This window comes from Mycobacterium sp. Soil_C_30, assembly GCF_057656995.1.
This window is the reverse complement of record NZ_JBDGJH010000001.1, coordinates 68,141-92,008: the sequence shown is the minus strand read 5'-3', so window position 1 is coordinate 92,008 and position 23,868 is coordinate 68,141. Positions and strand designations below refer to the sequence as shown.

At 68.8% G+C, this 23,868-nt stretch carries 22 protein-coding genes; 5 read left to right on the top strand and 17 right to left on the bottom strand.

Annotated features, from left to right (window positions below):
* Window positions 1–14 precede the first annotated feature (14 nt).
* Together AC3A6P_RS00415 and AC3A6P_RS00410 are read right to left on the bottom strand one after the other, a co-directional pair.
* On the bottom strand, window positions 15–995 hold the full coding sequence (locus AC3A6P_RS00415) for an alpha-E domain-containing protein (RefSeq protein ID WP_487686968.1): 981 nt from the start codon (window positions 993–995) through the stop codon (window positions 15–17).
* Entirely contained in the window at window positions 995–2,584 is a 1,590-nt protein-coding gene (locus AC3A6P_RS00410; protein ID WP_487688083.1) for a circularly permuted type 2 ATP-grasp protein, read from the bottom strand. The genes AC3A6P_RS00415 and AC3A6P_RS00410 overlap by 1 nt, the downstream gene beginning before the upstream one ends.
* A 297-nt stretch (window positions 2,585–2,881) precedes the next feature.
* Here AC3A6P_RS00410 and rpsT point away from each other — a divergent pair, with 297 nt between their 5' ends.
* Entirely contained in the window at window positions 2,882–3,142 is a 261-nt protein-coding gene (gene rpsT, locus AC3A6P_RS00405) for a 30S ribosomal protein S20 (protein ID WP_487686966.1), read from the top strand.
* Window positions 3,143–3,153: 11 nt separating this feature from the next.
* On the opposite strand, the gene AC3A6P_RS00400 is transcribed toward rpsT, so the two are convergent.
* From AC3A6P_RS00400 to AC3A6P_RS00380, 5 genes are all read right to left on the bottom strand, one after another.
* Window positions 3,154–3,348 carry a hypothetical protein gene (locus AC3A6P_RS00400; protein ID WP_487686963.1) on the bottom strand — a complete coding sequence of 65 codons (195 nt, stop codon included), beginning with the start codon at window positions 3,346–3,348 and terminating at the stop codon, window positions 3,154–3,156.
* Between the two features lie 77 nt (window positions 3,349–3,425).
* Window positions 3,426–6,056 carry a LuxR C-terminal-related transcriptional regulator gene (locus AC3A6P_RS00395; protein ID WP_487686960.1) on the bottom strand — a complete coding sequence of 877 codons (2,631 nt, stop codon included), beginning with the start codon at window positions 6,054–6,056 and terminating at the stop codon, window positions 3,426–3,428.
* A gap of 104 nt (window positions 6,057–6,160) precedes the next feature.
* Entirely contained in the window at window positions 6,161–7,111 is a 951-nt protein-coding gene (gene holA / locus AC3A6P_RS00390) for a DNA polymerase III subunit delta (RefSeq protein ID WP_487688080.1), read from the bottom strand.
* Between the two features lie 17 nt (window positions 7,112–7,128).
* Window positions 7,129–8,679, bottom strand: a complete 1,551-nt coding sequence (locus AC3A6P_RS00385) for a ComEC/Rec2 family competence protein (RefSeq protein ID WP_487686957.1) — start codon at window positions 8,677–8,679, stop codon at window positions 7,129–7,131.
* Entirely contained in the window at window positions 8,676–9,500 is an 825-nt protein-coding gene (locus AC3A6P_RS00380; protein WP_487686954.1) for a ComEA family DNA-binding protein, read from the bottom strand. Before AC3A6P_RS00380 ends, AC3A6P_RS00385 begins: the two co-directional genes overlap by 4 nt.
* A gap of 168 nt (window positions 9,501–9,668) precedes the next feature.
* Between AC3A6P_RS00380 and AC3A6P_RS00375 the strand changes: the two genes are divergently transcribed.
* Window positions 9,669–10,727: an NAD(P)H-dependent amine dehydrogenase family protein gene (locus tag AC3A6P_RS00375; RefSeq protein ID WP_487686952.1), complete on the top strand. Its 1,059-nt coding sequence runs from the start codon at window positions 9,669–9,671 to the stop codon at window positions 10,725–10,727.
* A gap of 34 nt (window positions 10,728–10,761) precedes the next feature.
* On the opposite strand, the gene AC3A6P_RS00370 is transcribed toward AC3A6P_RS00375, so the two are convergent.
* The 8 genes from AC3A6P_RS00370 to AC3A6P_RS00335 all read right to left on the bottom strand — a co-directional run bounded on the left by AC3A6P_RS00370 (window position 10,762) and on the right by AC3A6P_RS00335 (window position 17,738).
* Window positions 10,762–11,586: a DegV family protein gene (locus AC3A6P_RS00370; protein WP_487686950.1), complete on the bottom strand. Its 825-nt coding sequence runs from the start codon at window positions 11,584–11,586 to the stop codon at window positions 10,762–10,764.
* Window position 11,587: 1 nt separating this feature from the next.
* Complete coding sequence (gene octT, locus AC3A6P_RS00365; RefSeq protein WP_487686947.1) at window positions 11,588–12,325, bottom strand: diglucosylglycerate octanoyltransferase; 738 nt, start codon at window positions 12,323–12,325, stop codon at window positions 11,588–11,590.
* On the bottom strand, window positions 12,315–13,010 hold the full coding sequence (gene gpgP / locus AC3A6P_RS00360; RefSeq protein WP_487686945.1) for a glucosyl-3-phosphoglycerate phosphatase: 696 nt from the start codon (window positions 13,008–13,010) through the stop codon (window positions 12,315–12,317). The genes octT and gpgP overlap by 11 nt, the downstream gene beginning before the upstream one ends.
* On the bottom strand, window positions 13,007–13,396 hold the full coding sequence (gene rsfS / locus AC3A6P_RS00355) for a ribosome silencing factor (protein ID WP_487686943.1): 390 nt from the start codon (window positions 13,394–13,396) through the stop codon (window positions 13,007–13,009). Before rsfS ends, gpgP begins: the two co-directional genes overlap by 4 nt.
* Complete coding sequence (nadD, locus tag AC3A6P_RS00350; RefSeq protein ID WP_487688078.1) at window positions 13,393–14,040, bottom strand: nicotinate-nucleotide adenylyltransferase; 648 nt, start codon at window positions 14,038–14,040, stop codon at window positions 13,393–13,395. The genes rsfS and nadD overlap by 4 nt, the downstream gene beginning before the upstream one ends.
* A gap of 121 nt (window positions 14,041–14,161) precedes the next feature.
* Window positions 14,162–15,607: a vWA domain-containing protein gene (locus AC3A6P_RS00345; RefSeq protein WP_487686941.1), complete on the bottom strand. Its 1,446-nt coding sequence runs from the start codon at window positions 15,605–15,607 to the stop codon at window positions 14,162–14,164.
* Complete coding sequence (locus tag AC3A6P_RS00340; protein ID WP_487686939.1) at window positions 15,607–16,482, bottom strand: AAA family ATPase; 876 nt, start codon at window positions 16,480–16,482, stop codon at window positions 15,607–15,609. Before AC3A6P_RS00340 ends, AC3A6P_RS00345 begins: the two co-directional genes overlap by 1 nt.
* Before the next feature lie 8 nt (window positions 16,483–16,490).
* Window positions 16,491–17,738: a glutamate-5-semialdehyde dehydrogenase gene (locus tag AC3A6P_RS00335; protein WP_487686937.1), complete on the bottom strand. Its 1,248-nt coding sequence runs from the start codon at window positions 17,736–17,738 to the stop codon at window positions 16,491–16,493.
* Between the two features lie 79 nt (window positions 17,739–17,817).
* Between AC3A6P_RS00335 and AC3A6P_RS00330 the strand changes: the two genes are divergently transcribed.
* From AC3A6P_RS00330 to AC3A6P_RS00320, 3 genes are read left to right on the top strand one after another with little or no spacing between them, the layout of a single operon-like run.
* Window positions 17,818–18,438: a maleylpyruvate isomerase N-terminal domain-containing protein gene (locus AC3A6P_RS00330; RefSeq protein ID WP_487686934.1), complete on the top strand. Its 621-nt coding sequence runs from the start codon at window positions 17,818–17,820 to the stop codon at window positions 18,436–18,438.
* Window positions 18,435–19,292: a ribokinase gene (locus AC3A6P_RS00325; RefSeq protein WP_487686932.1), complete on the top strand. Its 858-nt coding sequence runs from the start codon at window positions 18,435–18,437 to the stop codon at window positions 19,290–19,292. The genes AC3A6P_RS00330 and AC3A6P_RS00325 overlap by 4 nt, the downstream gene beginning before the upstream one ends.
* Window positions 19,293–19,324: 32 nt before the next feature.
* A complete protein-coding gene (locus tag AC3A6P_RS00320) occupies window positions 19,325–20,140 on the top strand; it encodes an enoyl-CoA hydratase/isomerase family protein (protein ID WP_487686929.1) in 816 nt (271 codons plus the stop codon).
* A gap of 79 nt (window positions 20,141–20,219) precedes the next feature.
* Here AC3A6P_RS00320 and AC3A6P_RS00315 read toward each other — a convergent pair whose 3' ends face one another.
* Together AC3A6P_RS00315 and AC3A6P_RS00310 are read right to left on the bottom strand one after the other, a co-directional pair.
* On the bottom strand, window positions 20,220–21,560 hold the full coding sequence (locus AC3A6P_RS00315) for a TrpB-like pyridoxal phosphate-dependent enzyme (protein ID WP_487686927.1): 1,341 nt from the start codon (window positions 21,558–21,560) through the stop codon (window positions 20,220–20,222).
* 122 nt (window positions 21,561–21,682) lie between these two features.
* A complete protein-coding gene (locus AC3A6P_RS00310; RefSeq protein WP_487686924.1) occupies window positions 21,683–23,725 on the bottom strand; it encodes an NAD(+) synthase in 2,043 nt (680 codons plus the stop codon).
* Window positions 23,726–23,868: the final 143 nt, after the last annotated feature.

Genomic DNA, 23,868 nt, shown 5'->3' with positions numbered 1-23,868 from the left:
CGACCAGGCGCTCATCAGTCGATCTCGCCTACCTCTATTGCCAACGAACCGTTGCGTCCCGCGTCGGTCCATGCGACCCACGGCGCGGAATGGAAGTACTGCAGCGCCAACGCTTCTCCGACGTCGAAGCAGGTCTTCTGCAGATTGGCCAACCGCTGCTCCAAGGATTCCAGCAGCAGGCCCGGCCGCAGGAACTCCAACTCGCTGCGCGCCCGGCCGAGCAGCCGCTGGGCCTCGGCGGTGGCTCCCAGCCGGTTGTGCGGGCGGTTGAGCAACTCGTCGAGGCTGTGCTCGGCCACCCGCAGCGAGTAGAACACCGAGCGCGGGAAAAGCCGGTCCAGAAGCATGAATTCGACGACGCGTCCCGCGTCGAGCACCCCTCGGTAGGTACGCAGGTAGGTGTCGTGCGCGCCGGCCGAGCGCAGCACCGTCACCCACGCCGGCGAGGACGCACTGTCACCGACCCGGGCCAGCAGCATACGCACGGTCATGTCGACCCGCTCGATCGCGCGGCCCAGCACCATGAACCGGTAGCCGTCGTCACGCGACAGGGTCGAGTCGGCCAGCCCGGCGAACATCGCGGCGCGGTTCTCGACATAACCGAGGAATTCATGCGGGCCGAGTCTCTTGGCGGCACGTTCGCGCTCCCCGAGCGCGTTGTAGGTGGTGTTGAGGCACTCCCACATCTCCGTGGAGGTGACTTCCCGCGCGCCACGGGCGTTTTCGCGCGCCGCCGAGATCGATTCGACAATGGAGCAGCCGCCGTCGGTGTCCCGGCTGAACGCCACCAGGTCGGTCAGCGACCAGACGTCGAGTGCTTCCTCCGGAGGTTTCATGCCCAGCACCCGCAGCAACACCCGCGAGGCGTGGTCAGGGTCGACACTGGAATCTTCGAGCAACTGGTGCACCGTGACGTCGAGGATCCGGGCGGTGTCATCGGCCCGCTCGACGTAACGGCCGATCCAGTACAGCGATTCGGCGTTGCGTGCCAACATCAGTACATCACCGCCTGCTGCTGCTGTTGTTGTTGCTGTTGCTGCCCCTGCTGGCCTGGGGACTGGCGGGTCACCCGGGCCTGCTGCTGTTGCTGCTGCTGGGTGGAACTGCTGCTGTCACCGTTGCGCTCGGGAGCAGATTTCGGCGCCTTGGGCAGCGCTCGCACCACCTCGGCGGCGCCGAGTTCCCGGTCGGCCACCGAGGTCCGCGACGCCAGCACCCAGGTGTCCTTCGAGCCGCCGCCCTGACTGGAGTTCACCACCAGTGAGCCGTCGGGCAGCGCGACCCTGGTCAGTCCCCCGGGCAGCACCCAGACGTTGTTTCCGTCGTTGACGGCGAACGGACGAAGGTCGACATGCCGGGGTGCCAGCTTGTCGTCGATCTGCGTCGGCACCGTCGAGAGCTGGACCACCGGCTGGGCGATCCAGCCGCGCGGGTCGGCGCGAACCTTCTTCGAGATCGCCGCCAACTCCTTCTCGGAGGCGTCCGGACCGAAGACGATGCCGTAGCCGCCGGAGCCCTCCACCGGCTTGATGACCAGCTCGTCGATCCGGTCGAGGACCTCTTCACGTTCGTCGTCGAGCCAGCAGCGGAACGTGTCGACGTTGGCCAGGAGCGGCTTCTCACCCAGGTAGTACTCCACGATGGTCGGCACGTAGGTGTACACCAGCTTGTCGTCACCGACCCCGTTGCCGACGGCGCTGGAGATCACGACGTTGCCGGCGCGGGCGGCGTTGAGCACGCCGGCGACACCCAGCACCGAGTCGGGCCGGAAGTGCATCGGGTCCAGGAAATCGTCGTCGATACGCCGGTAGATGACGTCGACCTGGCGCTCGCCCTCGGTGGTGCGCATGTAGACGGTGTTGTCGCGGCAGAACAGGTCGCGGCCCTCGACGAGTTCGACGCCCATCTGCCGCGCCAGCAGCGAATGCTCGAAGTACGCCGAGTTGTAGACCCCCGGGGTCAGCACCACCACGGTCGGGTCGGCCTCGTTGGTGGCCGCGGCATTGCGCAGCGCGCGCAGCAGATGCGAGGAGTAGTCACCCACCGCCCGCACCCGGTGGCTGGCGAACAGGTTGGGGAACACCCGCGCCATGGTGCGGCGGTTCTCCATCACGTAGGAGACACCCGACGGTGAGCGCAGGTTGTCCTCCAGCACCCGGAAGGTGCCCTGGGCGTCGCGCACCAGGTCGATACCGGCGACGTGGATGCGCACCCCGTTGGGCGGGACGATGCCCGCCGCTTCCCGGTGGAAGTGCTCACACGAGGTGATGAGCCGACGCGGGATCACCCCGTCACGCAAGATCTCCTGGTCGCCGTAGATGTCGTCGAGGTACATCTCCAGCGCCTTGACCCGCTGGGTGATCCCCTTCTCCAGCCGCGACCACTCGGCGGCGGAGATCACTCTCGGCACCAGGTCCAGAGGGAAGGGCCGCTCCTGCCCGGACAGCGAGAAGGTGATGCCCTGGTCGATGAAGGCACGGCCGAGGGCCTCGGAGCGGGCGGCGAGCTCGGAGGCGTCGGAGGGCGCCAGCTCGGCGTAGATGCCTTTGTACGGTCCGCGAACGTTGCCCTGCGCGTCGAACATCTCGTCGAAGGCCTGGTCGTAGGACCCGCGTTTGTTGTAGCCATCGAAGATCTGCTGGTGCTTTTTCGCCGCCTGCGCGCTCGCGCGCGACTGGCGACCGGTCTCGCTGGGCAAGGTTCGAAGACTCACCTGTCACATGCTGCACCAGGATCGGCGTTTCGGCAGGTTAGTACACTCGACTTTGGGAGATCGGCTGCCCGCTGGTAGCCTGAACAGTCGCTGCCCGCCGCCGGGCGCGCTGGCGCCCGTACCGGGTAGCCAGAACCATCAGCTCAGAAAGTACGAAGGAACTCACGCGTGGCCAACATCAAGTCGCAGGAAAAGCGCATCCGTACCAACGAGCGCGCCCGACTGCGCAACCAGTCGGTGAAGTCCTCGCTTCGCACGGCTGTCCGCGGGTTCCGGGAAGCCGTCGACGCAGGCGACAAGGAAAAGGCCGGCGAACTGCTGGTCAAGACCAGCCGTCAGCTCGACAAGGCTGCCAGCAAGGGCGTCATCCACAAGAACCAGGCCGCCAACAAGAAGTCGGCTCTGGCGCTCGCGCTCAACAAGCTCTGAGCCCGCGGGCCTCAGCCCGGGTAGCCGGCTGCGGCCAGTTTCGCCTCAGCGATCCTGATCAGCGCCGGCAGCGATTCTTGTTCGACGCCCACACACTCGGCGATCAACTCCGGATCGATTCCGGCGTCGCGTAACCGCAGCGCCGTCGAATACGGCAACGGAAGCCGATCCAGTGCGTCGTCTCGGCGTCGACGATCGTCAGTCACTCTTTCACGATGCGCGTCCACGCATCGAGCGCCAGGGGTAGCCCACTACCCCACTACCCATACCTACGACGGTCGCGTCACCCCGTCGCGCGCTGCGCTGCCGGCCTGGGGTCCAGTCGCCCTTCCAACAGCGCGATCAGTTCGTCGCGGGTACTCACGCCGGCGCGTTGCGACGCCCGGAACAGATGCCCCTCGACCGTGCGAACCGACATCACCAACCGGGCGGCGATCTGCCGGTTGGTCAGGCCGGCGGCCGCCAAGGCGATGATTTCCCGCTGTCGCTGGGTGAACGGGTTCGGCATCGCGGCCGCCCGCACGGCCGGCGTCACCGAACCACACGCGTCGGCGAGACGCCGCGCCACCGCGGCCGCCGTCATCGCAGATCCCGCCAGTCCCTTTTCCCGCAGCGCCACCGCGGCTTGTGCGGCCGCGTCGGCGGCGGCGACCCGATCCCCGAATTCTTCGTAACGGCGCGCCGCCTCCAGCAGGGCGTCGGCGTCGCGGTCGCGCAGACCGCGGGCATGCAATGCGGCAGTGATCACCCGGGGACCCTGAACCAGTCCGGTCAATTCGGCCAGACGCGCGGCGGCGGTCCGGTCGCCGAACTGGGTCGCGTACTGCAGGGCCAGCACCTCCGCGCCGTACCGGCCTTGACCGGACAGTCCACGCGCCGACTCCCGTGCCACCGCTGCGGCCTTGCTCACCACACCGCTGACCGCGTGCACCCACGCGGCGGTCAGCAGGCGTTCCGCCTCCCACAACGCAAAGTCCTGGAAGGCAGGCACTTTCGCCAGTGCAGCCTGCGCGTCGTCGCGGGCGCCGGTCATCGCCAGCGCGCGGGCCAGGCACACCCCCAGCAATGCGCCCAGGCCGCCACCCGCGTCGACTCCCGACGACGCAGCCTCCCGCAGATACCGCTGCGCTTGTCCGAGCTCCCCGGCGTGCAGTGCCGCCTGCCCCATCACCGTCGCCGTCATGGGCCGAACCGAATCGGCGTCATGCGACTCCCGCCGCAGACCTTCGGCGATCTCCATGGCCTCGGGGATGCAGCCCGCCAGATTGAGGCTGTGGACGTGCAGGATGCCCAAACCGAACCGCAGATGTGACGCTTCGGCTGCGGTGCGGGCCACGGCGTATCCGTCGGCAGCCGCCGAAGCCAGCCGGTCCAGCCGGCCGGCCTCGCCCAGGGCAGCCGACAATCCCCAGGCCAACAGCATCCGGCCCGCCGCGTCGAGTGCATCGAGGTTCAGCCGATCGGCCACCGCGACGGCCCGGTGCGGCTGACCGCTACCTGCGTGCACCGAAACCCGCAGAGCCAGAATTGAATCCATCAAGCCGGCGTCGGTGGCGTGAGTTTCGGCGTCGGCGAGCACCCGGGCCGCAGCGCCGGCTTGACCGGCACTCCAGGCCAGTCCTGCGGCCCGCACCACCGCCACCCGGGTCAGTTCTTCGGCGTCGGTCGAGGTGTCTGCAAGGTGGCGTAACACCTGCTCAGCACTGTCGATTCTCAGCAGCGACGCCAACGCCGTCCCGTAGGCCAGCTGCGCCGCCCGGCCACCGCCGTGACGGACCGCGCTTTCGGTGAGACTCACTGCCAGACCAGGATTCAGCAGCGACATCGCCGCCTGGGCGGCCTCGACCAACACCGCGGGATCGGGCGCCTGATCCGACCCCAGCATCAGCACAGCGCGCCGAACGCTGTGCTGCGGTGAGGCTTCGCCGCGCTCACCGAGCGCCACCGCCACCCGGCCTCGCAGCGACCGCAACCTGACGGTGCCGAGCCGGGACCGACGGGCCTCACCGAAAATCGGGTGCGACGGCCGGACCGTCGCCGAGCCGCCGCCGGTGTCCACGCAGATCACTCCCCTGGCTTCGGCGGCTTCGATTACCCCGGTGGGCACCAACCGCTCCAGGACGCCGAGCTCCAGCGACTCGGCGACCGCCAGCAGATCGAGCACGTCGACGACCGCCTGCTCCTGCCTGCCGATATTGGCTTCGATGAGTTCCAGCAGTGACGGCGAGAAACTGGGATGCCCGTCCCACACCCACAAACCTGACCGCTGCGTGACACGGCCCGAGGCGAACTCATCGGCGATGAGCTGCCGCAGGTAGAGGACGTTGCCGCGGGTGTAGCGCCAAAACCGTTGTGCGCTGGCCGGTTCGACGTCACCGCCGAGGGCGGCGGCCACCAGCACCGCGGTCTCGTCTGCCGACAACGGCTGCAGGTCGATACGGACCAGCGATTCGTCTTTCCACAGCGACGTGATGGCTTCGGCGGTGGTGGCGCCGAGCCCGGTGCGCACCGTGAGCACCACGGCGGCCAGTCGGCGCCGCACCAATTGGTAGACCACCAGCGCGGACAGATCGTCGAGCAGATGCGCATCGTCCACGCCGACCACGGTGGCCATCGGGGCGGATCCCGCGGTCAAGGCATCGATCACGTCCTGGACCCACCGCACCGGGTCCCGACCGAAGCTACTGGCGAATTCGGCAAAAGCCCCCAGCGGCACGGTGTTCGACGAGCCGGTGGCCACTACCCATCGGGTGGGTCGTCCGCTTCGGCGGGCGACCGCCAGCGCCTCGCGGGCCAACCGGGTCTTACCCACGCCCGCCGCGCCGGCCAGCACGAGTCCACCCGATCCGGCTATCGCCCTCGAGATCTCGGCAATTTCTTCAGTTCGCCCGACCAGCGGCGAGCCGCTCCCCACTCAGCGGAGTTTATTCGCTCAAACGAGCAACTGGAACTGTTAGACCACCAAATACTTGCTGGCAGTATGACTTCAAGCCGTTGCGCGGTTAGCGGGTCACGACATCAATGGCGCCCGGCCGCCGCGATCTCGGCGACCTGCCGCACCGCTGTCTCCAGCGCATAATCGGCGTCGGCCGCCGCGCCCTTGACATCAGCGTTGAGCGCGGCGACCACCCGGATAGCTGTCGCGACACCGTCGCGGGACCACCGGCGGGACTGCTTCTGCGCCTTCTGCACCCGCCACGGGGGCAATCCCACCTCCGACGCAAGGCGGTACGGGTCGCCCGACAGCGGCGCGATCCTGGCGATGGTGTGCACCGCTTCGGCCAGGGCATCGGCCAGCACCACCCGCGGTTCGCCGCTCATCATCGCCCACCGCAACGCTTCGGCCGCGCCCTCCACGTCGCCGACCACCGCCTTGTCGGCGATGTCAAAGCCTTTCACCTCGGCTTTGCCACTGTGGTACCGCCGTACGGCAGCAGCGTCGACACGCCCGTCGGTGTCTGCGACCAGTTGTGAACAGGCAGATGCCAGTTCCCGCACATCGAATCCGACGGCATCGATGAGAGCGGTGACCGTGTCGTCGTTGACCTTGATCCGCAGCGAACGGAACTCGGCGCGGACGAAATCGGCGCGCTCACTGGCCTTGGTGATCTTCGGGCAGGGGTGCACCTGTGCCCCGAGGTCCTTCAGCTGGCCCGCCAGCGCCTTGGCCCGCCCACCGCCGGTGTGCACCACCACCAGCATGGTGCCCTCGGGCAGCTCGGCCGCCGCGTCGGCGATCATGGCCGCGGCATCTTTGCCGGCTTCGGCCGCCGACTCCAGGACTACTACTCGCTCTTCGGCGAACAGCGACGGACTGAGCAACTCGGCGAGCTCACTGGTGCTCACCTCACCGGCGCGCAGCCGGTCCACCGGCACGTCGCGGGTGCCGGCGAGGTCACGTGCCTGGCTGAAGACCGACATGACAGCACGCTCGACGAGCAGCTCTTCCTCGCCCAGGATCAGATGCAGTCCTTGGACCTGTTGGCTCACCCGATGATGGTGTCACGACCTGCCGACACCGCGGCAACGTGGCCGGTGAGGCAGCCCGACGCCATCCATGCGAGCAGGCACACCAGCGCCCCGGCCGCCACGAGCCGGAACACCCGCCGGCGCCACAGCAGCGCTGCCGCGAGGGAGGCCGCCGCCAAACCCACGGCCCCACCGACCCCGGAGGGCACCGGAACCGCCGCGTTCGGCACGTCGGCCGCCGTCTGCGCCACCAGCAGCAACCACCACAACTCCGGCCCGGTGAACCGGATCAGCAGTGCCGCACCGGCAGGTAGCACCGCACACATGGCCGCGGCGGCGGTACCCAGAACGGTGATCGGCGCGATCACGGGAGCCACGAGCACGTTGGCCACGACACCGATCACGCTGAGATTGCCGGACACCCCGGCGATCAGCGGCGCGGTGACCAGGTGCGCCGCCAGCGCCACACACACCGCGTCGGCCAGGGGTTTCGGCCAGCCGCGGGCCACCAGGCGGCGCGACCAGGCCGGCGCCAGGACCACCAGAGCCGCCGTCGCCGCCACCGACAGCGCGAAGCCGACGTCGACGGCCAGGTGCGGAGCCACCGCGAGCAAGCCGATGACGGTGGCCGACAACGCCGGGATGGCTTGCCTGCGCCGCGCCGACACGATGGCCAGCAGCGTGATGGCGCCCATCACGGCGGCCCGCAGCACGCTGGGCGTCGGCTGCACCACCACCACGAAGGCGACCAACACCACCGCCGCCAGTGCCACCGCGATGCGTGGGCCCACGATCGCCGCACACAGCAGGACCGCGCCGCAGACGATGGTGACGTTGGCGCCCGAGACCGCCGTCAGGTGTGTCAGGCCGGCGGCCCGGAAGTCATTGACGGTCGACGGCGGCAACGTGGAGGTGTCGCCGAGCACCAGCGCCGGCAGCAAAGCCGCCTGATCTGCGGGTAGGACGGTGCGGGCCAGCTCGGCGAGGCGGGTCCGCAGGTACTGGGCGCCACGCTGTACCGCGGTGGCCTCACCGATGGTCGGGCGACCCGAGGCGGTCAGGACCGCAATGGTCAGGTCGCGTCGGGTCGGCGGTCCGATGCGTGTCCGGAACCGGATCGACTGTCCGGCGGTGACCGCGCCGAATCGGTGCGCCGAGGCGAAAACGAGCACCCTGCCCCGTGTTTCGCGGTCCGCGAGCAACCGCAGGTCGGCCCGGATCAGCAGCCGCCCGCTGCCGAGCGACCGCGGACTCTCGGTGACCAGCACCGTGACGTCGGCCTCGCGGCCGATACTCTGCACCACGGGACTGTCGCGGATCGCGTTGTCGCGCAACGTGACAGCAGTACCGAATCCGATGCCCACCGCGGCGGCAGCCAGCACCACCGTTGTCACGGCGCGCAACCCGGTGCGCCGGCGCGTGAGCATGCACCCTGCGGCCACCGCCGCGCAGCCCACGGTGAGCAGCACACCGGCCTGCCAGAGGATGGCTGCCGCGGTGACGGCCCAGGCGGTCACCGCGGCGGGCACCAACCGCAGGTCGTAGCGGGCCGGTTCCGCGGCGCTCACACCTGCACGAGGTCTCGCAGCTTGTCCAGCCGGGCCGGCCCGATACCGTCGACTTCGCTGAGTTGCTCGACGCTGCCGAAGGATCCGTGCTCGTCGCGCCAGGCGACGATGGCCGCGGCGGTGACCGGTCCGATGCCGGGCAGCGTGTCCAACTGCTCGGCGGTGGCCGTGTTGAGGTCGACCGGTGCCGTCGCCGCCGTCGCAGCCTCCGCGGCCGCCGGTGTCTCGCCCGGCGCGGCGGCCCCAGCCGCACCGGGGGCCACCGAACTGGCCAGCGCGGCACGCTGCCCGGGCACCGGTGCGATGCCGACGATCACCTGTTCACCGTCGGCGACACGCCTGGCCATGTTGAGACCGATGGTGTCGGCTCCGTCGGTGACACCTCCGGCAGCGTCGAGCGCATCGGCGACGCGCGCGCCCGCCGCCAGGGTGACCAGACCGGGTTTGTGCACCAGACCCACCACACTGACCACCACCGGTTGCTGCGACTGCGGCGCCTGCTCCGGCCGCGGACTGGCCGACGACACCATCTCCACCGCAGGCAGATTCGCCGACGACACCGGTGCCGGCTCGTCGCGGATGAGCGTGAACACGGTGATCAGCACCGCCACCGCGGCCACCGCACCGAGCGCGAGCGCGCCGGCGCGACCGGGGTCCGCGCGCACCGTTTCCCACCACCCTGGGCGGTTGCCGTTGGCGTCGGGCAGCCAGCGCGGCACCAGGTCATGGGGGTCGTCGGCGGCAGGGGCCTCCGCACCGGGTGCGTCGGGGCCCTCACCGAGGCGGCGGTGCAGTCTGTCGGTGGCGAGTTCAGTCGGCATGTGCCCGACGCTAGGACCGGTGGCGGACCGATCGGCGTGGTCGCGGCGGTGCACCCGGGCCTCCTGTGGATGGGCGGCGGACTGTGGATGAGTCTCGTCCGCGGTTACGGCCCGGCCCGGTGGCAGGTGAGTACATACTCTCAGAACTGTCTACTACCGGGAGTGCCGATGAACGCCACGCCAAGCCGACGCCCGCTGCGAGTGATCCAGTGGACCACCGGGAACATCGGCCGACGGTCGCTGCATGCGATCATCGGCCGCCCCGACATGGAGTTGGCCGGCGTGTACGCCCATGGCGAGGAGAAAGTGGGCCGCGACGCCGCCGACCTGGCCGGCTGGCCCGAGCCCACGGGTGTGCTGGCCACCAACGACATCGACGCGCTGCTGGCTCTGGGCGCCGACGCGTGCTGCTACAACCCGCTGTGGCCCAGCATCGACGAGTTGGTGGCCCTGCTGGAGAACGGGGTCAACGTGTGCACCAGCGCGGCGTGGATCACCGGCGGAAAACAGACGCCCGCCGACCTCGACCGCATTCTGACTGCGTGCGAGACAGGCAAATCGACCATTTTCGGTAACGGCGCCCACCCGGGTATGACGAACATGGTGGGGATGGTGCTGTCGGGTTCCTGCGAGCGCGTCGACGAGATCCGCATCACGGAATCGGTGGACTGCTCCACCTACGAGTCGGCGGGCACCCAGTCGGCCATGGGTTTCGGCCAGGACCCCGACACCCCGGACCTGGCCGAGAGTGTGCGCCGGGAAAGTGAGGTGTTCGCCGAGTCGGCAGCCATGATGGCCGACGCGATCGGAGCCGAGCTGGACCGGATGACCTTCGACGTGCAGTTCACCGCCGCCACCGGTGATACGGATCTGGGGTTCATGAAGATCCCGGCCGGCACGGTCGGGTCGGTGTACGGCTATCACCGTGGGTGGGTCGGCGAGCGCAATGTGGTCAGCGTCGGGTTCAACTGGACCATGGGCGAGCACGTCACCCCGCCCAAACCGCTGGAGCACGGTCACGTCATCCAGGTCTTCGGGGTGCCGAACATGCGTACGGTCCTGCACTGCCTGCCACCCAAGGGCTGGAGCGAACCAGGTTTCATGGGCCTGGGGATGATCTACACCGCGATGCCGGTGACCAACGCGGTGCCCGCCGTCGTCGCCGCCAAGCCGGGCATCGTCACGCTCAAGGACCTACCCCCGGTCACAGGCCGCTTCTTTTCGTGATTCGGGGAGTTCAGCGGCTTCCGAACTCCGCAATTCACAAAGACACGACGACGGCCAGCGCGCCTGCGCCGACATGCAATGCCAGCACCGGGCCGAGGTCGGTGACGATCGGCGCCTCGCAGGCCGGCAGCCGCGACTGCAGGGCGGCGGCCAGCTCGTCGGCGGCCGCGGGGTCGGCCACGTGATGGACGGCGATCGAGGCCGTGTGCTCGCCCACCAGCTCGCACACCCGGTCCTGCATCGCCATCACGGCCTTGGACGCAGTGCGGACCCGTTGCGCCAGAACGAGTTTGCCGTCGTCGATGCGCAGCAGCGGTTTGAGCGACAACGCGGTGCCCAGCCACGCCGCGGCACCACCGATACGTCCGCTGCGGCGCAGATTGTCCAGCCGGTGCACCACGATGAACCCGTGGCTCTGGCGTACCGCCGACTCGGCGGCCACCCCCACCGCATCGAGGTCTGCACCGGTGGCCGCGGTGCGCGCCGCCGCCAGCGCGACAAAGCCGATACCCATTGCCGCAGAACGTGAATCGATCACCCGAACGCGTCCGCCGAACTCCGCGGCAGCCTGTGCAGCGGCGGTGACGGTGCTCGACAATGCTGCCGAGATGTGCACCGCCAGCACCCCGTCCCCGCCGCTGTCCTCCCACGCGCGCGAGTAGGCGGCACGCAGCTCGGCCGGCGTCGCCCCCGCCGTGGAAGCCGCGTGGTCGTGGACGTCGTCCGGTACCTCGTCCACCCCGTCACGCAGGTCCTGTTCGTCGACCAGGATGTGCAGGGGCACCACTCGAATGTCGTTGGCTTCGACCAGCTCCCGGGGAATCCGCGCCGAGGAGTCGGTGACGATGATGACGGTCATCTCACCTGCCGGACTGCGGGGCGGCGACACCTGCCGCGGCCAGCGCCTCGAGCATCAGGTCGGCGACGGCACGGTGCCCTTCGAAGTTCCAGTGGATCCCGTCCGGGTTGCCTCGTCCCGCGAAGATGTGCTCGGCCACAGCGTCTTTGAGATCGACCAGCGGAATGTCGTGCTCGCCGGCCCATGCGGTGAGCGCGGCGACGGTGCCGGAACGGCCGTGATGGGCCCTACCGTAGGTCTCGGCGATGTGCACACTCGGCAACGAGGCCACCATCGGTATACCGGGCCGATTGAAATCGATGGCGCCGCGGGTCATCTCGAGATACTCGACCGACAGCGCGGGCGGCAGCGCGGCCCGCGCGTACGGCGACAGTCGGGGCTGCACCCAGCCGTAGCCGTCGCGCACCCAGCGCCGCAACCACGGCGGGCGCACGTAGCGGATCAGTTCCCGCAACGCGGTCGGCAACGGTGAGGGCAGCGAATCCATGCCGCCGGTGGCGAAGATCACCGCACCCGCCTGCGGCAGCGCCGCCCAGGAGCGCGGGTCCTGGGTGGCCGCCCACCAGACATCGCGGCACGTCCAGCCGATCCGGCCGATCAGCTCCAGCCGCCAACCCAGGGCATCGGCAACAAGATTGGGCCAGATCCTGGGATCATCGGAGGGCAGACCGCCGGTCGGGCCGTAATAGGCCAGCGAGTCGGCGAAGACCAGCAGCGTGGGCTGCCGGTCAGAGGACATCATTGGCGACCTGCGCCGAGGCGTTCCACACGTCGAGTCGCCACCTGACGTCCTCGGGTGCCGCCTCGAAGGCCGAATGCCCGGACAGCTGAACCCAACTCGCGTTGCCCATGCCACCGAGGATCGGCCAGTTGTCCACCGGGATGTCGAGCACCGCGGCCGTCAACGCGGCGATCAGACCACCGTGGGCCACCAGCACCACCGGCCGGTCGGCATCGGTACCGTCGGCTTCGGAGCCCCAGTCCGGCTGAGTGGCAACGAGTTCGGTGACCACCGGCAGGCTGCGGGCGGCGACGTCGACCCGGCTTTCTCCGCCGTGGGGAGCCCAGCGCGCGTCATCGCGCCACGCCAGCCGGGCACCCGGCGCCATGGCGTCCACTTCGAGGTGGTTGAGCCCTTGCCAGTCACCGAGATGAGTCTCCCGCAGCCTGGTGTCCACACCGACGGCCAGTCCGGTGCGCTCCCCCAGTGCCGCGGCGGTGTCGAAGGCGCGACGCAGATCCGACGACACGATCAGCAGCGGCTGCCGTTTGGCCAGCACCTCCGCCGCGGCTACCGCCTGTGTGCGACCCAGGTCGGTCAGATCGGTGTCGATCTGGCCTTGCATGCGGCTGCCTGCGTTCCATTCGGTCTGACCGTGGCGCAGCATCACCAGCCGGCGGATGCGCCGTGCGGGGGTGCTCATTGGCCGCCCTCGGCATCGACGGCCACGTCGTCGAGGTTCACCGGGATCACCGGGCAGTCCTTCCAGAGCCGGTCCAGGGCGTAGAAGTCCCGCTCGTCGCGGTGCTGCACGTGCACCACGATGTCGACGTAGTCCAGCAGCACCCAGCGTCCTTCCCGGGTACCCTCGCGACGGGCAGGCTTGTACCCGGCCAGGCGCATCTTTTCTTCCACCTCGTCGACGATGGCGTTGACCTGACGGTCGTTGGAGCCGGAGGCGATGACGAAGCAGTCGGTGATCACCAGCTGCCCGGACACGTCGATCACGATGACGTCTTCGGCGATCTTGGCCGCCGCGGCTCGGGCGGCGACCTCTGCCATCGCGAGGGCTTCGTCGGAGGCGGTCACGAAATCTCCTGATTCGTCGTCTTGGCCAGGCTGCGGCCGTGTGCGGTGGGCTGTTGCGTGGGATCCCGGTACAGGTCACGCTTGGACACGTACTGCACCACCCCGTCGGGCACCAGGTACCAGATCGGGCGGGACCGCTCGGCGCGGTCCCGGCAGTCGGTCGACGAGATCGCCAGCGCGGGAATCTCGACCAGTGACAGGGCATCGGAGGGCAGCTCCGAACGGGCCGCCTCGATGTGTTTGCCGTCCAGTTCGAAACCGGGGCGGCTCACTCCGACGAAGCGGGCCATCGAGAACAGATCTTCCCAGTTCTGCCAGGACAGGATCGATGCCAGCGCATCGGCGCCGGTGATGAAGTACAGGTCGGTGTCGGGGTTGAGGGCCTGGAGGTCACGCAGGGTGTCCTTGGTATAGGTCTTGCCGCCGCGGTCGATGTCGACGCGGCTGACCGAGAACCGGGGGTTGGACGCCGTCGCGATCACGGTCATCAGGTAGCGGTCCTCAGCGGGGGTGACGTGGCGGCCGGCCTTCTGCCAGGGCTGACCGGTGGGGACGAACACCACCTCGTCGAGGCCGAACAGGTCGGCCACCTCGCTGGCGGCCACCAGGTGACCGTTGTGGATGGGATCGAACGTCCCACCCATCACACCCAGCCTGCGTCGAGTCACGAATAGGCAGCTTACGGCAGCGTCGACGGTGCCGAGACCGACGTTTTGCCGGCGGCTACTCGGACAAAAGGGCCCACACGTGAGTTTCGGCGCAAGGTCACACCGGCAGGAGCTGGTCGATCACCGAGGCGAGCTGTTTGGCCGAGCGGCACTCGTGCATGGTGATGACCTCTTCGTAGCGCGGGACCGCCGAGTCGCCACTGCCCCACAGGTGCCTGGGCTCGGGATTGAGCCAGTGCGCGTGCCGCGACGCCGACACCATGTGCGCCAGGATGTCGGTGGCGGGATTGCGGTAGTTGGTGCGGCCGTCGCCCAGGACGAGCAGCGAGCTGCGCGGGGAGAGCACATTCGGGAACTGCTCGGTGAAGGAGCTGAAGGCGTGGCCGTAGTCGCTGTGTCCGTCCCGGGTGTACACCCCCGCTTCGCGGGTGATGCGCTGCACGGCGATGGCCAGGTCGGCTTCGGGACCGAACATGTGGGTCACTTCGTCGGTGGTGTCGATGAAGGCGAAGACGCGCACGCGGGAGAACTGCTGACGAAGAGCATGCACCAGCAGCAGGGTGAAGTGGCTGAACCCGGCCACCGACCCGGAGACGTCGCACAGCACCACCAGTTCCGGGCGGGCGGGGCGGGGCTTGCGCAACACCACATCGATGGGCACGCCGCCGGTGGACATCGACTTGCGCAGCGTCTTGCGCAGATCGATCTGTCCGGCGCGGTGACGGCGGCGCTTGGCGGCCAGCCGGGTGGCCAGGGTGCGGGCCAGGGGTGCCACGACCCGGCGCATCGAGCGCAACTGGTCGCCCGAGGCGCGCAGGAACTCGACGTTCTCGCTGAGCTGCGGGATACCGTACATCTGCACGTGGTCACGACCGAGCTGCTCGGCCGTACGCCGTTTGGTCTCGGACTCCACCATCTTGCGGATCTGGTTGATGCGCTGTGCAGCAAGAGATTTGGCGATCTCCTCCTGCGACGGCGTGGGCTGTTCGCCGTAGCCGGCCAGCAGACCGGCCAGCAGCTTGCCCTCCAGCTCGTCCAGGGCCATCGCCCGCAGGGTCTGATACGACGAGTACGACGGTCCGCGGCTGGAGTTGTACTTGCCGTAGGCCTCGACGATCTGGGCGATCATCGCCGCCAGTCGTTGATCCAGGTTGGCCAGGTCCTCGTTGTTGTTGAGCAACTCCAGCAGCATGCCGCGCATGGCCTCGACGTCCTCGGGCGGCAGTTGCGGAGGGGTGTCCGCTGACCCGTCCTCGGGCTCCACCACCGTCCGGTCCCCCAGCGCCGCCGGCCACCACAGGTCGAACATGGCGTCATAGGTCTCGCGGTGATCCGCCCGCCGCAGCACCGCGCACGCCAGACCTTCGCGCAGCACCTCCCGGTCGCCCAGGCCGAGGGTGGCCAGCACCTGGCCGGCGTCGACGGTCTCCGACGGCCCGACGGCGATACCCGATCTGCGCAGCGCCTCGACGAAATCGACGAGGTGGCCCGGCAGCCCGTGGGGCGCCAGGGGCTGTGGTGGGCTGATTCGTCGGGCGGCCATCAGTTCAGTCTCAGTTCCCCGGAGGCCTTCTGCTGATCGGACTGGTGTTTCAGGACCACACCGAGGGTGGCGGCAATGGTGGCGTCGTCGATGGTGTCCATGCCCAGCGCCAGCACCGTGCGGCCCCAGTCAATGGTCTCGGCGACCGAGGGCACCTTTTTGAGCTGCATCCCACGCAGCACCCCGATGATGCGCACCAGTTCCTCGGCCATCTTCTCGGGCAGTTCGGGCACCCGGGACAGCAGGATGCGCCGTTCCAGGTCGGGGTCGGGGAAATCGATGTGCAGGAACAGGCAGCGACGCTTGAGCGCTTCGGACAGTTCGCGGGTGGCGTTCGAGGTCAGCACGACGAAGGGTTTGCGCTCGGCCGTGATGGTGCCCAGTTCGGGGACGGTGACGGCGAAGTCGGAGAGCACCTCGAGCAGCAGGCCTTCGATCTCGATGTCGGCCTTGTCGGTTTCGTCGATCAGCAGCACCGTCGGGTCGGTGCGCCGGATGGCCGTCAGCAGCGGCCGCGACAGCAGGAACTCCTCGCTGAACACGTCGTCACGAGTCTGATCCCAGTCGCCCGATCCGGATTGGATGCGCAGGATCTGCTTGGCGTGGTTCCACTCGTAGAGCGCCCGGGCCTCGTCGACCCCCTCGTAACATTGCAACCGCACCAGCTCCGCGCCCGTGGATTGTGCTACCGCGCGGGCCAATTCGGTCTTGCCGACACCCGCGGGCCCCTCCACCAGCAGCGGTTTGCCCAGCCGGTCGGCGAGGAACACCGCCGTGGCGGTGGCGGTGTCGGGCAGGTAGCCGGTTTCGGCCAGCTTCCGGGCCACGTCGTCGATATCGGCGAACAGCGGGACGGAACGAGCGGGTGTACTCAATGAGGCTCCTAGGCGGGTCGGATCTGTCCGTCTCCCCAGACGATCCACTTGGTCGAGGTCAGTTCGGGCAGGCCCATCGGGCCACGGGCGTGCAACTTCTGGGTGGAGATACCGATCTCGGCGCCGAACCCGAACTGCTCACCGTCGGTGAACGACGTCGACGCGTTGACCATCACCGCGGCGGCGTCCACCTGATCGGTGAACCGTTGCGCCGCAGCAAGATCAGTGGTGACGATGGCTTCGGTGTGCCCGGTGCCGTATTCATTGATGTGCGCGATCGCCCCGTCCACCCCGTCGACGACGGCGACGGCGATGTCCATCGACAGGAACTCCGCGCGCAGCTCTTCCTCGGAGGGGTCGGCGTGGATGGTCACACCAGCGTTCTGCAACGCACTCACCAGCCGGGGCAGGGCGTGTCCGGCGACCGCGGAGTCCACCAACAGGGTTTCGGCGGCATTGCACACACTCGGCCGGCGGGTCTTGGCGTTGAGCAGAATGCGTTCTGCCACATCGAGATCCGCTGCCCCGTGCACGAAGACGTGGCAGTTGCCGACCCCGGTTTCGATGGTGGGTACCAGCGCGTCGCGCACCACGGCGTTGATCAGGCCCGCCCCGCCGCGCGGGATCACCACGTCGACCAGGCCCCTGGCCTGGATCAGATGGGTGACCGAGGCGCGGTCCTCGCTGGGCAGCAGCTGCACCGCATCGGCGGGTAACCCTTCTCCGACCAGCGCCTCCCGTAGCACCGACACCAGCGCGGCGTTGGAGTGCGCTGCCGACGAACTACCGCGCAGCAGAACAGCATTGCCGCTCTTGAGGGTCAGGCCGAAGGCGTCGACGGTGACATTCGGGCGGCCTTCGTAGACGATGCCCACCACACCGAGCGGCACCCGCTGCTGGCGTAACCGCAGCCCGTTGGGCAGGGTACGTCCGCGCAGCACCTCACCGACCGGATCGGGTAGCCCCGCCACCTGGCGCAGACCCGCGGCGATACCGTCGATGCGCTGCGGGTTGAGGGCCAGCCGGTCCAGCATCGCGGCGGCGGTTCCGGCAGCTCGGGCGGCATCGAGATCCTGGGCGTTGGCGGCGATGATCGCCGCGCTGTTGGCCAGCACCGCATCGGCGGCGGCGTGCAGTGCCCGATCCTTGGCCACGGTGGACAGCGTGCCCAGCACGCGGGCCGCTACGCGGGCGTGTTTGGCGGCGTCGTGCACGGTGTCGCGCAGTCCTGTGAGCGTCGGTGCCTCCAGACTCATTAGCCCAGCTTATCGGGCCGGACACGGATTGGCCGACCGCACCCCGGCAGGGGGCGATGCGGCGGTAGATTCTGTCGGCATGAACCAAGAGGATGTGGTTGCCGCCTACGCTTCCGCAGCCCGGAGCTTCGCCGATCAGGTGCGCCGGATTCCTGTTGACCGGTTCGACGGCCCGGGGTTGGGCGAATGGGATCTGCGCGCCCTGGTCGGCCACACCTCGCGGTCACTGGCCACCGTCATCACCTACCTCGATTCACCCGCTGAGCAGGTCGACATCGATGGGCCCGAGGAGTACTACCGGATGGCGGCCGACGTCGCGGCGGCCGAGGGGGCGGCGGTCCTGGAGCGGGGTCGCCAGGCCGGCGCCGGCTTGGGACAGCAGCCGGCCGACGCGGTCGACGCGATGGTGGCCGAGGCTCTGCGGAAACTCGACGGACGTGGGGACGAGCTCATCGCGGTCCTGGGGGGCGCGGGTATGCGGTTGTTCGCCTACCTACCGACGCGCATCTTCGAGCTGACCGTGCATGGTTTCGACATCGCTGATGCCACCGGGCTGGACTTCGCCCCACCGGGTGAGGCCTTGCGGGTTTCCGCGTCGCTGGGCGCGCGGATCGCGGTGGCGATGGGTCACGGGGAGGTCGTGTTGCGCGCGCTGACCGGCCGGGCCCCGTTGCCGCAACCCTTCTCGGTGACGGCATGAGCCGCTTGACCGTGGTCGGCAGCGTCAACATGGACGTGGTGTTCGACGTGGCCGCCTTGCCCCGGCCCGGGGAGACGGTGTTGGGCTCGGGAGTGCGGTTGGTGCCCGGCGGCAAGGGCGGTAATCAGGCCATCGCAGCGTCGCGCGCCGGGGCCGAGGTGCAGTTGATCGCCGCGATCGGCCCGGACGCCAACGGCGAGCACCTACGAGAGCACCTGGCCGCCAACGACGTTGGGCTCGAGGGTGTGGTCACATTGCCGGGCCCCAGCGGAACGGCCGCCATCGTCGTCGACGCCGACGGCGAGAACATGATCGTCGTGGCCCCGGGTACCAACGGTCATCTGACACTGGACTCGCCCCACCTGCGCGACCTGGTCGCCGACGCCGATATCGTGCTGCTGCAGCTCGAGATCCCGTTGCCCACGGCGCTGGTGGCGGCACGGGTGGCCAAGGCCGCGGGCGCAACGGTGGTCGTCAATGCCTCACCTGCCGGAGCCGACCCGCATGGACTGGCCGAACTGGCCGCGGCCACCGATGTGGTGATCGTCAACGAATCCGAGTACCAGCACTGGCAGTGGCCCGTTGCCCATCTGGTGATCACCCGTGGCGGGCGTGGTGCCACCTACATCGGCGAGGACCAGGAGTTCGAAGTGCCGGCGCCGGCGGTCGAAGCGGTCGACACCACCGGCGCGGGTGATGTATTCGCCGGGGTGCTGGCGGCGGGCTGGCTGGCGGACCGCTATCACGCTCTGCGGCGGGCCTGCGCGGCGGGCGCGTTGGCGACGTTGGTACCCGGCGCCGGTGATTGCGCGCCGAATGACGAGACCATCGAGGATGCGCTGGCGCGCGACTGAAACCCATACCGTTGTGGTTATAGTCAGCACTCATGAGCACCCCGCGACCTCCTGAAGGCGATTGGCTGGGCACCGAATACCTGCGCTTCGAACGCGAGGGACCGTTCGCCGTCGTCACCCTCGACCGGCCGCAGGCCCGCAACGCGATGACCCCGGCGATGTACTTCGGGATCCGTTACGCCGTGGGGCTGGTGGAAGCCGACGACAGCCTGGCGGGGCTGCTGATCACCGGCACCGGCGACGTGTTCGCCCCCGGCGGCGACCTCGGCGGCGGAGACGGCTCGGACAACTGGCTGACTTTCGGTTCGGCGTTGTCCATGGACGTCACTCCGTTCGAAACGCTGCGGCAGTCGGTGAAACCGGTGGTGTCGGCGGTCAACGGGCTGTGTCAGGGCGGCGGTCTGCAGATCGCGATGTGCAGCGATATGGCGGTGGTCAGCGACCGCGCCACGTTCCGGGTGCCGGAGCTGTACCGAGGAATCGCCGATACCTACTACAGCCAGATGCTGGCGCGGATGATCGGGCCCGTGCGCACCCGCGACCTGATGTTCACCGGCCGCACCCTCGACGCGCACGAAGCCGTCGACTGGGGCATGGTGGCGCGCGTGGTGGCGCACGACGACCTGCCATCGGCCGCCCGCGAAGTCCTGGCGCAGTGCTGTCGCACCGCCCCGAAGGCCCGGTCGGTGGTGAAGTCGAGCCTGGACAACTACATGGGCCTGTTCGACCGCATCGGGATGAAGGCCAGCTACAGCGGCGACGAAGCCGTCGAGGGATTCCGGGCGTTCAAGGCCCGGCGTTCCCCGGAGTGGGTGCATCCTCAGCTGCGGGTGGACGGCCGGCTCTAAATGAGTTCTCGAGATTGCACTGCGGGCTGCTGAACGCGCGCCGCAACAGCCCTGGGCGCAAGCTCGGCGTTCTCACCCATCACAGCTGCACAACGCCGGCCAGCGCCGTCTGCAGCGCATCCTCGGACAGCGGATCATCGGAGAGCCCACCGGAGAGGTAGGCGTCGTAGGCGCCGAGTTCCAGCAGGCCGTGCCCGGACAGGCCTATCACGATCACCTGCTCGCCGCCCTCTGCGGCCGCCCGCCGCGCCTGCGCCAGCGCATGCGCCGACTCCGGAGCCGGCACGATGCCCTCGGTCCGGGCGAATTGCATTGCCGTGTCGAAGCATTCACTCTGCGGCAACGCGACGGCCTCGAGCAGGCCCTCGGCCACCACATGCGACACCAGCGGCGCCATCGCGTGATAGCGCAGCCCGCCGGCATGAATCGGCGAGGGCACGAAGTCGTGGCCCAGGGTGTACATCTTCATCAGCGGGGTCATGCCGCCGGTGTCGCCGAAGTCGTAACGGTATTCACCGCGCGTCAACGACGGGCACGACGCGGGCTCGACCGCCAGCAGCCGGGGCGACTGCGTGCCTGCCAGCTTCTCGCGCAGGAACGGGAACGTCAGCCCGGCCAGGTTGGAACCGCCCCCGGCGCAGCCGATCACCAGATCGGCGCCGGACTCGCCGGCCAGGGCCAGCTGCTTGAGGGCCTCCTCGCCGATGACGGTCTGGTGCAGCAGGACATGGTTGAGCACCGACCCCAGCGCGTACTTGGTGGCCTCATCCTGGGCGGCGACCTCGACGGCCTCGGAGATGGCGATGCCGAGCGAGCCGGGATGGTCCTGGGCCAGGGTGCGGCCGAACTCGGTGAGCCGGCTCGGTGACCGGTGCACCGTGCCGCCGAACACCTCGATCAGGGTGCGCCGCTGCGGCTTGCCGTCGAAGGACGCACCGACCTGCCACACCTCACACTCGAGCCCGAACAGCGCGCAGGCATACGCCAGTGCGGTGCCCCACTGCCCGGCCCCGGTTTCGGTGGTGAGCCGGGTGGTGCCGTGCAGGGCGTTGTAATACACCTGCGGCACAGAGGTATTGGTCTTGTGCGAGCCGGCCGGCGAGACACCCTCGTACTTGTAGTAGATGCGGGCCTGGGTGCCCAGCGCCTTCTCCCACTGGCGGGCGCGCACCAGCGGGGACGGCCGGTACTGCCGGTAGACCTGGCGCACCGGTTCCGGGATCTCGATGTAGCGCTCGGCGCTGACCTCCTGGGCGATCAGCTCCGGCGGGAACAGCGCCGCGAGATCATCGGGTCCGACCGGTTCGTGGGTGCCGGGGTGCAGAGGCGGAGGCGGCGGCGTGGGGAGGTCGGCGACGATGTTGTACCAATGGGTCGGCAGTTCCGACTCATCCAACACATAGCGGACCTGCTCACTCATACCGAATGACCTTTCGTTCCCGGGGACCGCGCCAGCCTAGCGGGTCCCGAACACGGGGCCGGCCCTCTCTCCCCCTCGTCCCTCGGGCTCGTCGACCGGCCCAAAACATCGGGCCGGCCCGCTTACTCGGCGGGTACCTCGCGTTCGATCTCGTCGAGCCAGATGCGGGCCGACATGTCCGACGGGGCCCGCCAGTCGCCGCGCGGTGAGAGCGCGCCCCCGGCAGAGACTTTCGGCCCGTTGGGCAGCGCCGACCGCTTGAACTGGCTGAAGGAATAGAACCGCTGCACGAACACCTGCATCCAGTGCCGGATCTCGGACAGCGAGAATTGCGGCCGCTTGTCCAGCGGATACCCCAGCGGCCAGTGGCCGAGTTCGGCGTCATGCCAGGCATGCCAGGCCAGGAACGCCACCTTCGACGGCCGGAACCCGTACCGCAGCACCTGGAACAGCGAAAAGTCCTGCAGCACATACGGTCCGACTTTGCTTTCGCTGCTCTGGATCTCCTCGTCCTCGCCGACGGGCACCAGCTCGGGGCTGATCTCGGTGTCGAGCACCGACTGCAGGACCCGGTCGACGTCGTCGTCGAACTGACCCGATGAGATGACCCAGCGAATGAGATGCTGGATCAACGTCTTCGGGACGCCGCCGTTGACGTTGTAATGCGACATCTGATCGCCCACCCCGTAGGTGGACCAGCCCAGCGCCAGCTCGGACAGGTCACCGGTGCCCAGCACGATGCCGCCACGCTGGTTGGCCATCCGGAACAGGTAGTCGGTGCGCAACCCGGCCTGCACGTTCTCGAAGGTGACGTCGTAGACCTTCTCACCGCGGCCGAACGGATGCCCCATCTCGGTGAGCATCAGCTTGGCGGTGTCGCGGATGTCGATCTCCTCGAACGTCACCCCCAGCGCGTTGCTCAACGCGATCGCGTTGCCTTTGGTGCGGTCGCCGGTGGCGAATCCGGGCAGGGTGAAGGCCAGGATGTCGCTGCGCGGCCGCCCCTCGCGGTCCATCGCCCTGGCGGCGACGATCAACGCGTGGGTGGAGTCCAGCCCGCCGGAGACGCCGATGACCACCTTCGGGTAGTTCAGCGCCCGCAGTCGCTGTTCCAGTCCGGACACCTGGATGTTGTAGGCCTCGTAGCAATCCTGTTGCAGGCGTGCGGCATCCGACGGTACGAACGGGAAACGCTCGATACTGCGTTTGAGGCCGATGTCGCCGGCCGGCGGGTCGAGGGTGAACTCGATGCGCCGGAACCCGTCCACCGACGCCGCATGGTGGCGCCGGTTGTCGTCGAAGGTGCCCATCCGCAACCGCTCCGCGACCAGCAGATCGACGTCGACGTCGGCGACGCTGCGCTGCGCCCCTTTCGGGAAACGCTCCGATTCCGCGAGCAGCACCCCGTTCTCGTAGATCATGGTCTGGCCGTCCCACGCCAGGTCGGTGGTGGACTCGCCCTCACCGGCCGCCGCGTAGACGTAGGCGGACAGACAGCGTGAGGATGCCGAGCGGGCCAGTAGCTTGCGGTCATCGGCGCGGCCGATGGTGATCGGGCTGCCGGACAGGTTGGCCAGCACGGTGGCGCCCGCCAACGCTGCCTGCGCGCTGGGCGGAACCGGGACCCACATGTCCTCACACACTTCGACGTGCAGGACGAAGCCGGGCACATCGGAGGCGTCGAACAGCAGGTCCGGACCGAACGGCGCCGTCACTCCGCTGAAGGTGATCTCGCCGCGGATGTCGTCGCCCGGGGCGATCTGTCGTCGTTCGTAGAACTCGCGGTAGGTCGGCAGATAGGACTTCGGCGCCACACCGAGCACGGCGCCACGGTGAATCACCACCGCGCAGTTGTAGATCCGGTGTCGGTAGCGCAGGGGTGCACCCACCACCAGTACCGGCAGCAGGTCGGCGGACGCGGCGATGACGTCGCGCAGCGCGTCTTCCACCACGTCGAGCAGCGTGTCCTGCAAGAGGATGTCCTCGATGGAGTATCCCGTCAGGGTGAGTTCGGGGAACACGGCGAGCCCGACGCCATCGTCGTGGCATTCGCGTGCGGTCTGCAGCACCGCCTCGGCGTTGGTGCCTGGGTCGGCGATCGTGGTGTGCAGGGTGCAGGCGGCGACCCGAACGAATCCGTGGTGGTAGGCGCTGTAGAAGTCCATCACCGTGTCATTGTTCCCCGCCGTGCCCCGAAGTATGGCCACCGATCCGGCGATTCCGGCGATCTCGCGCCCACGCAGCGACGAAATCCACGCCCGGTTCGCTCATCGGCCGCGGCCACACGGCACAATCAGGGGGCACAGCG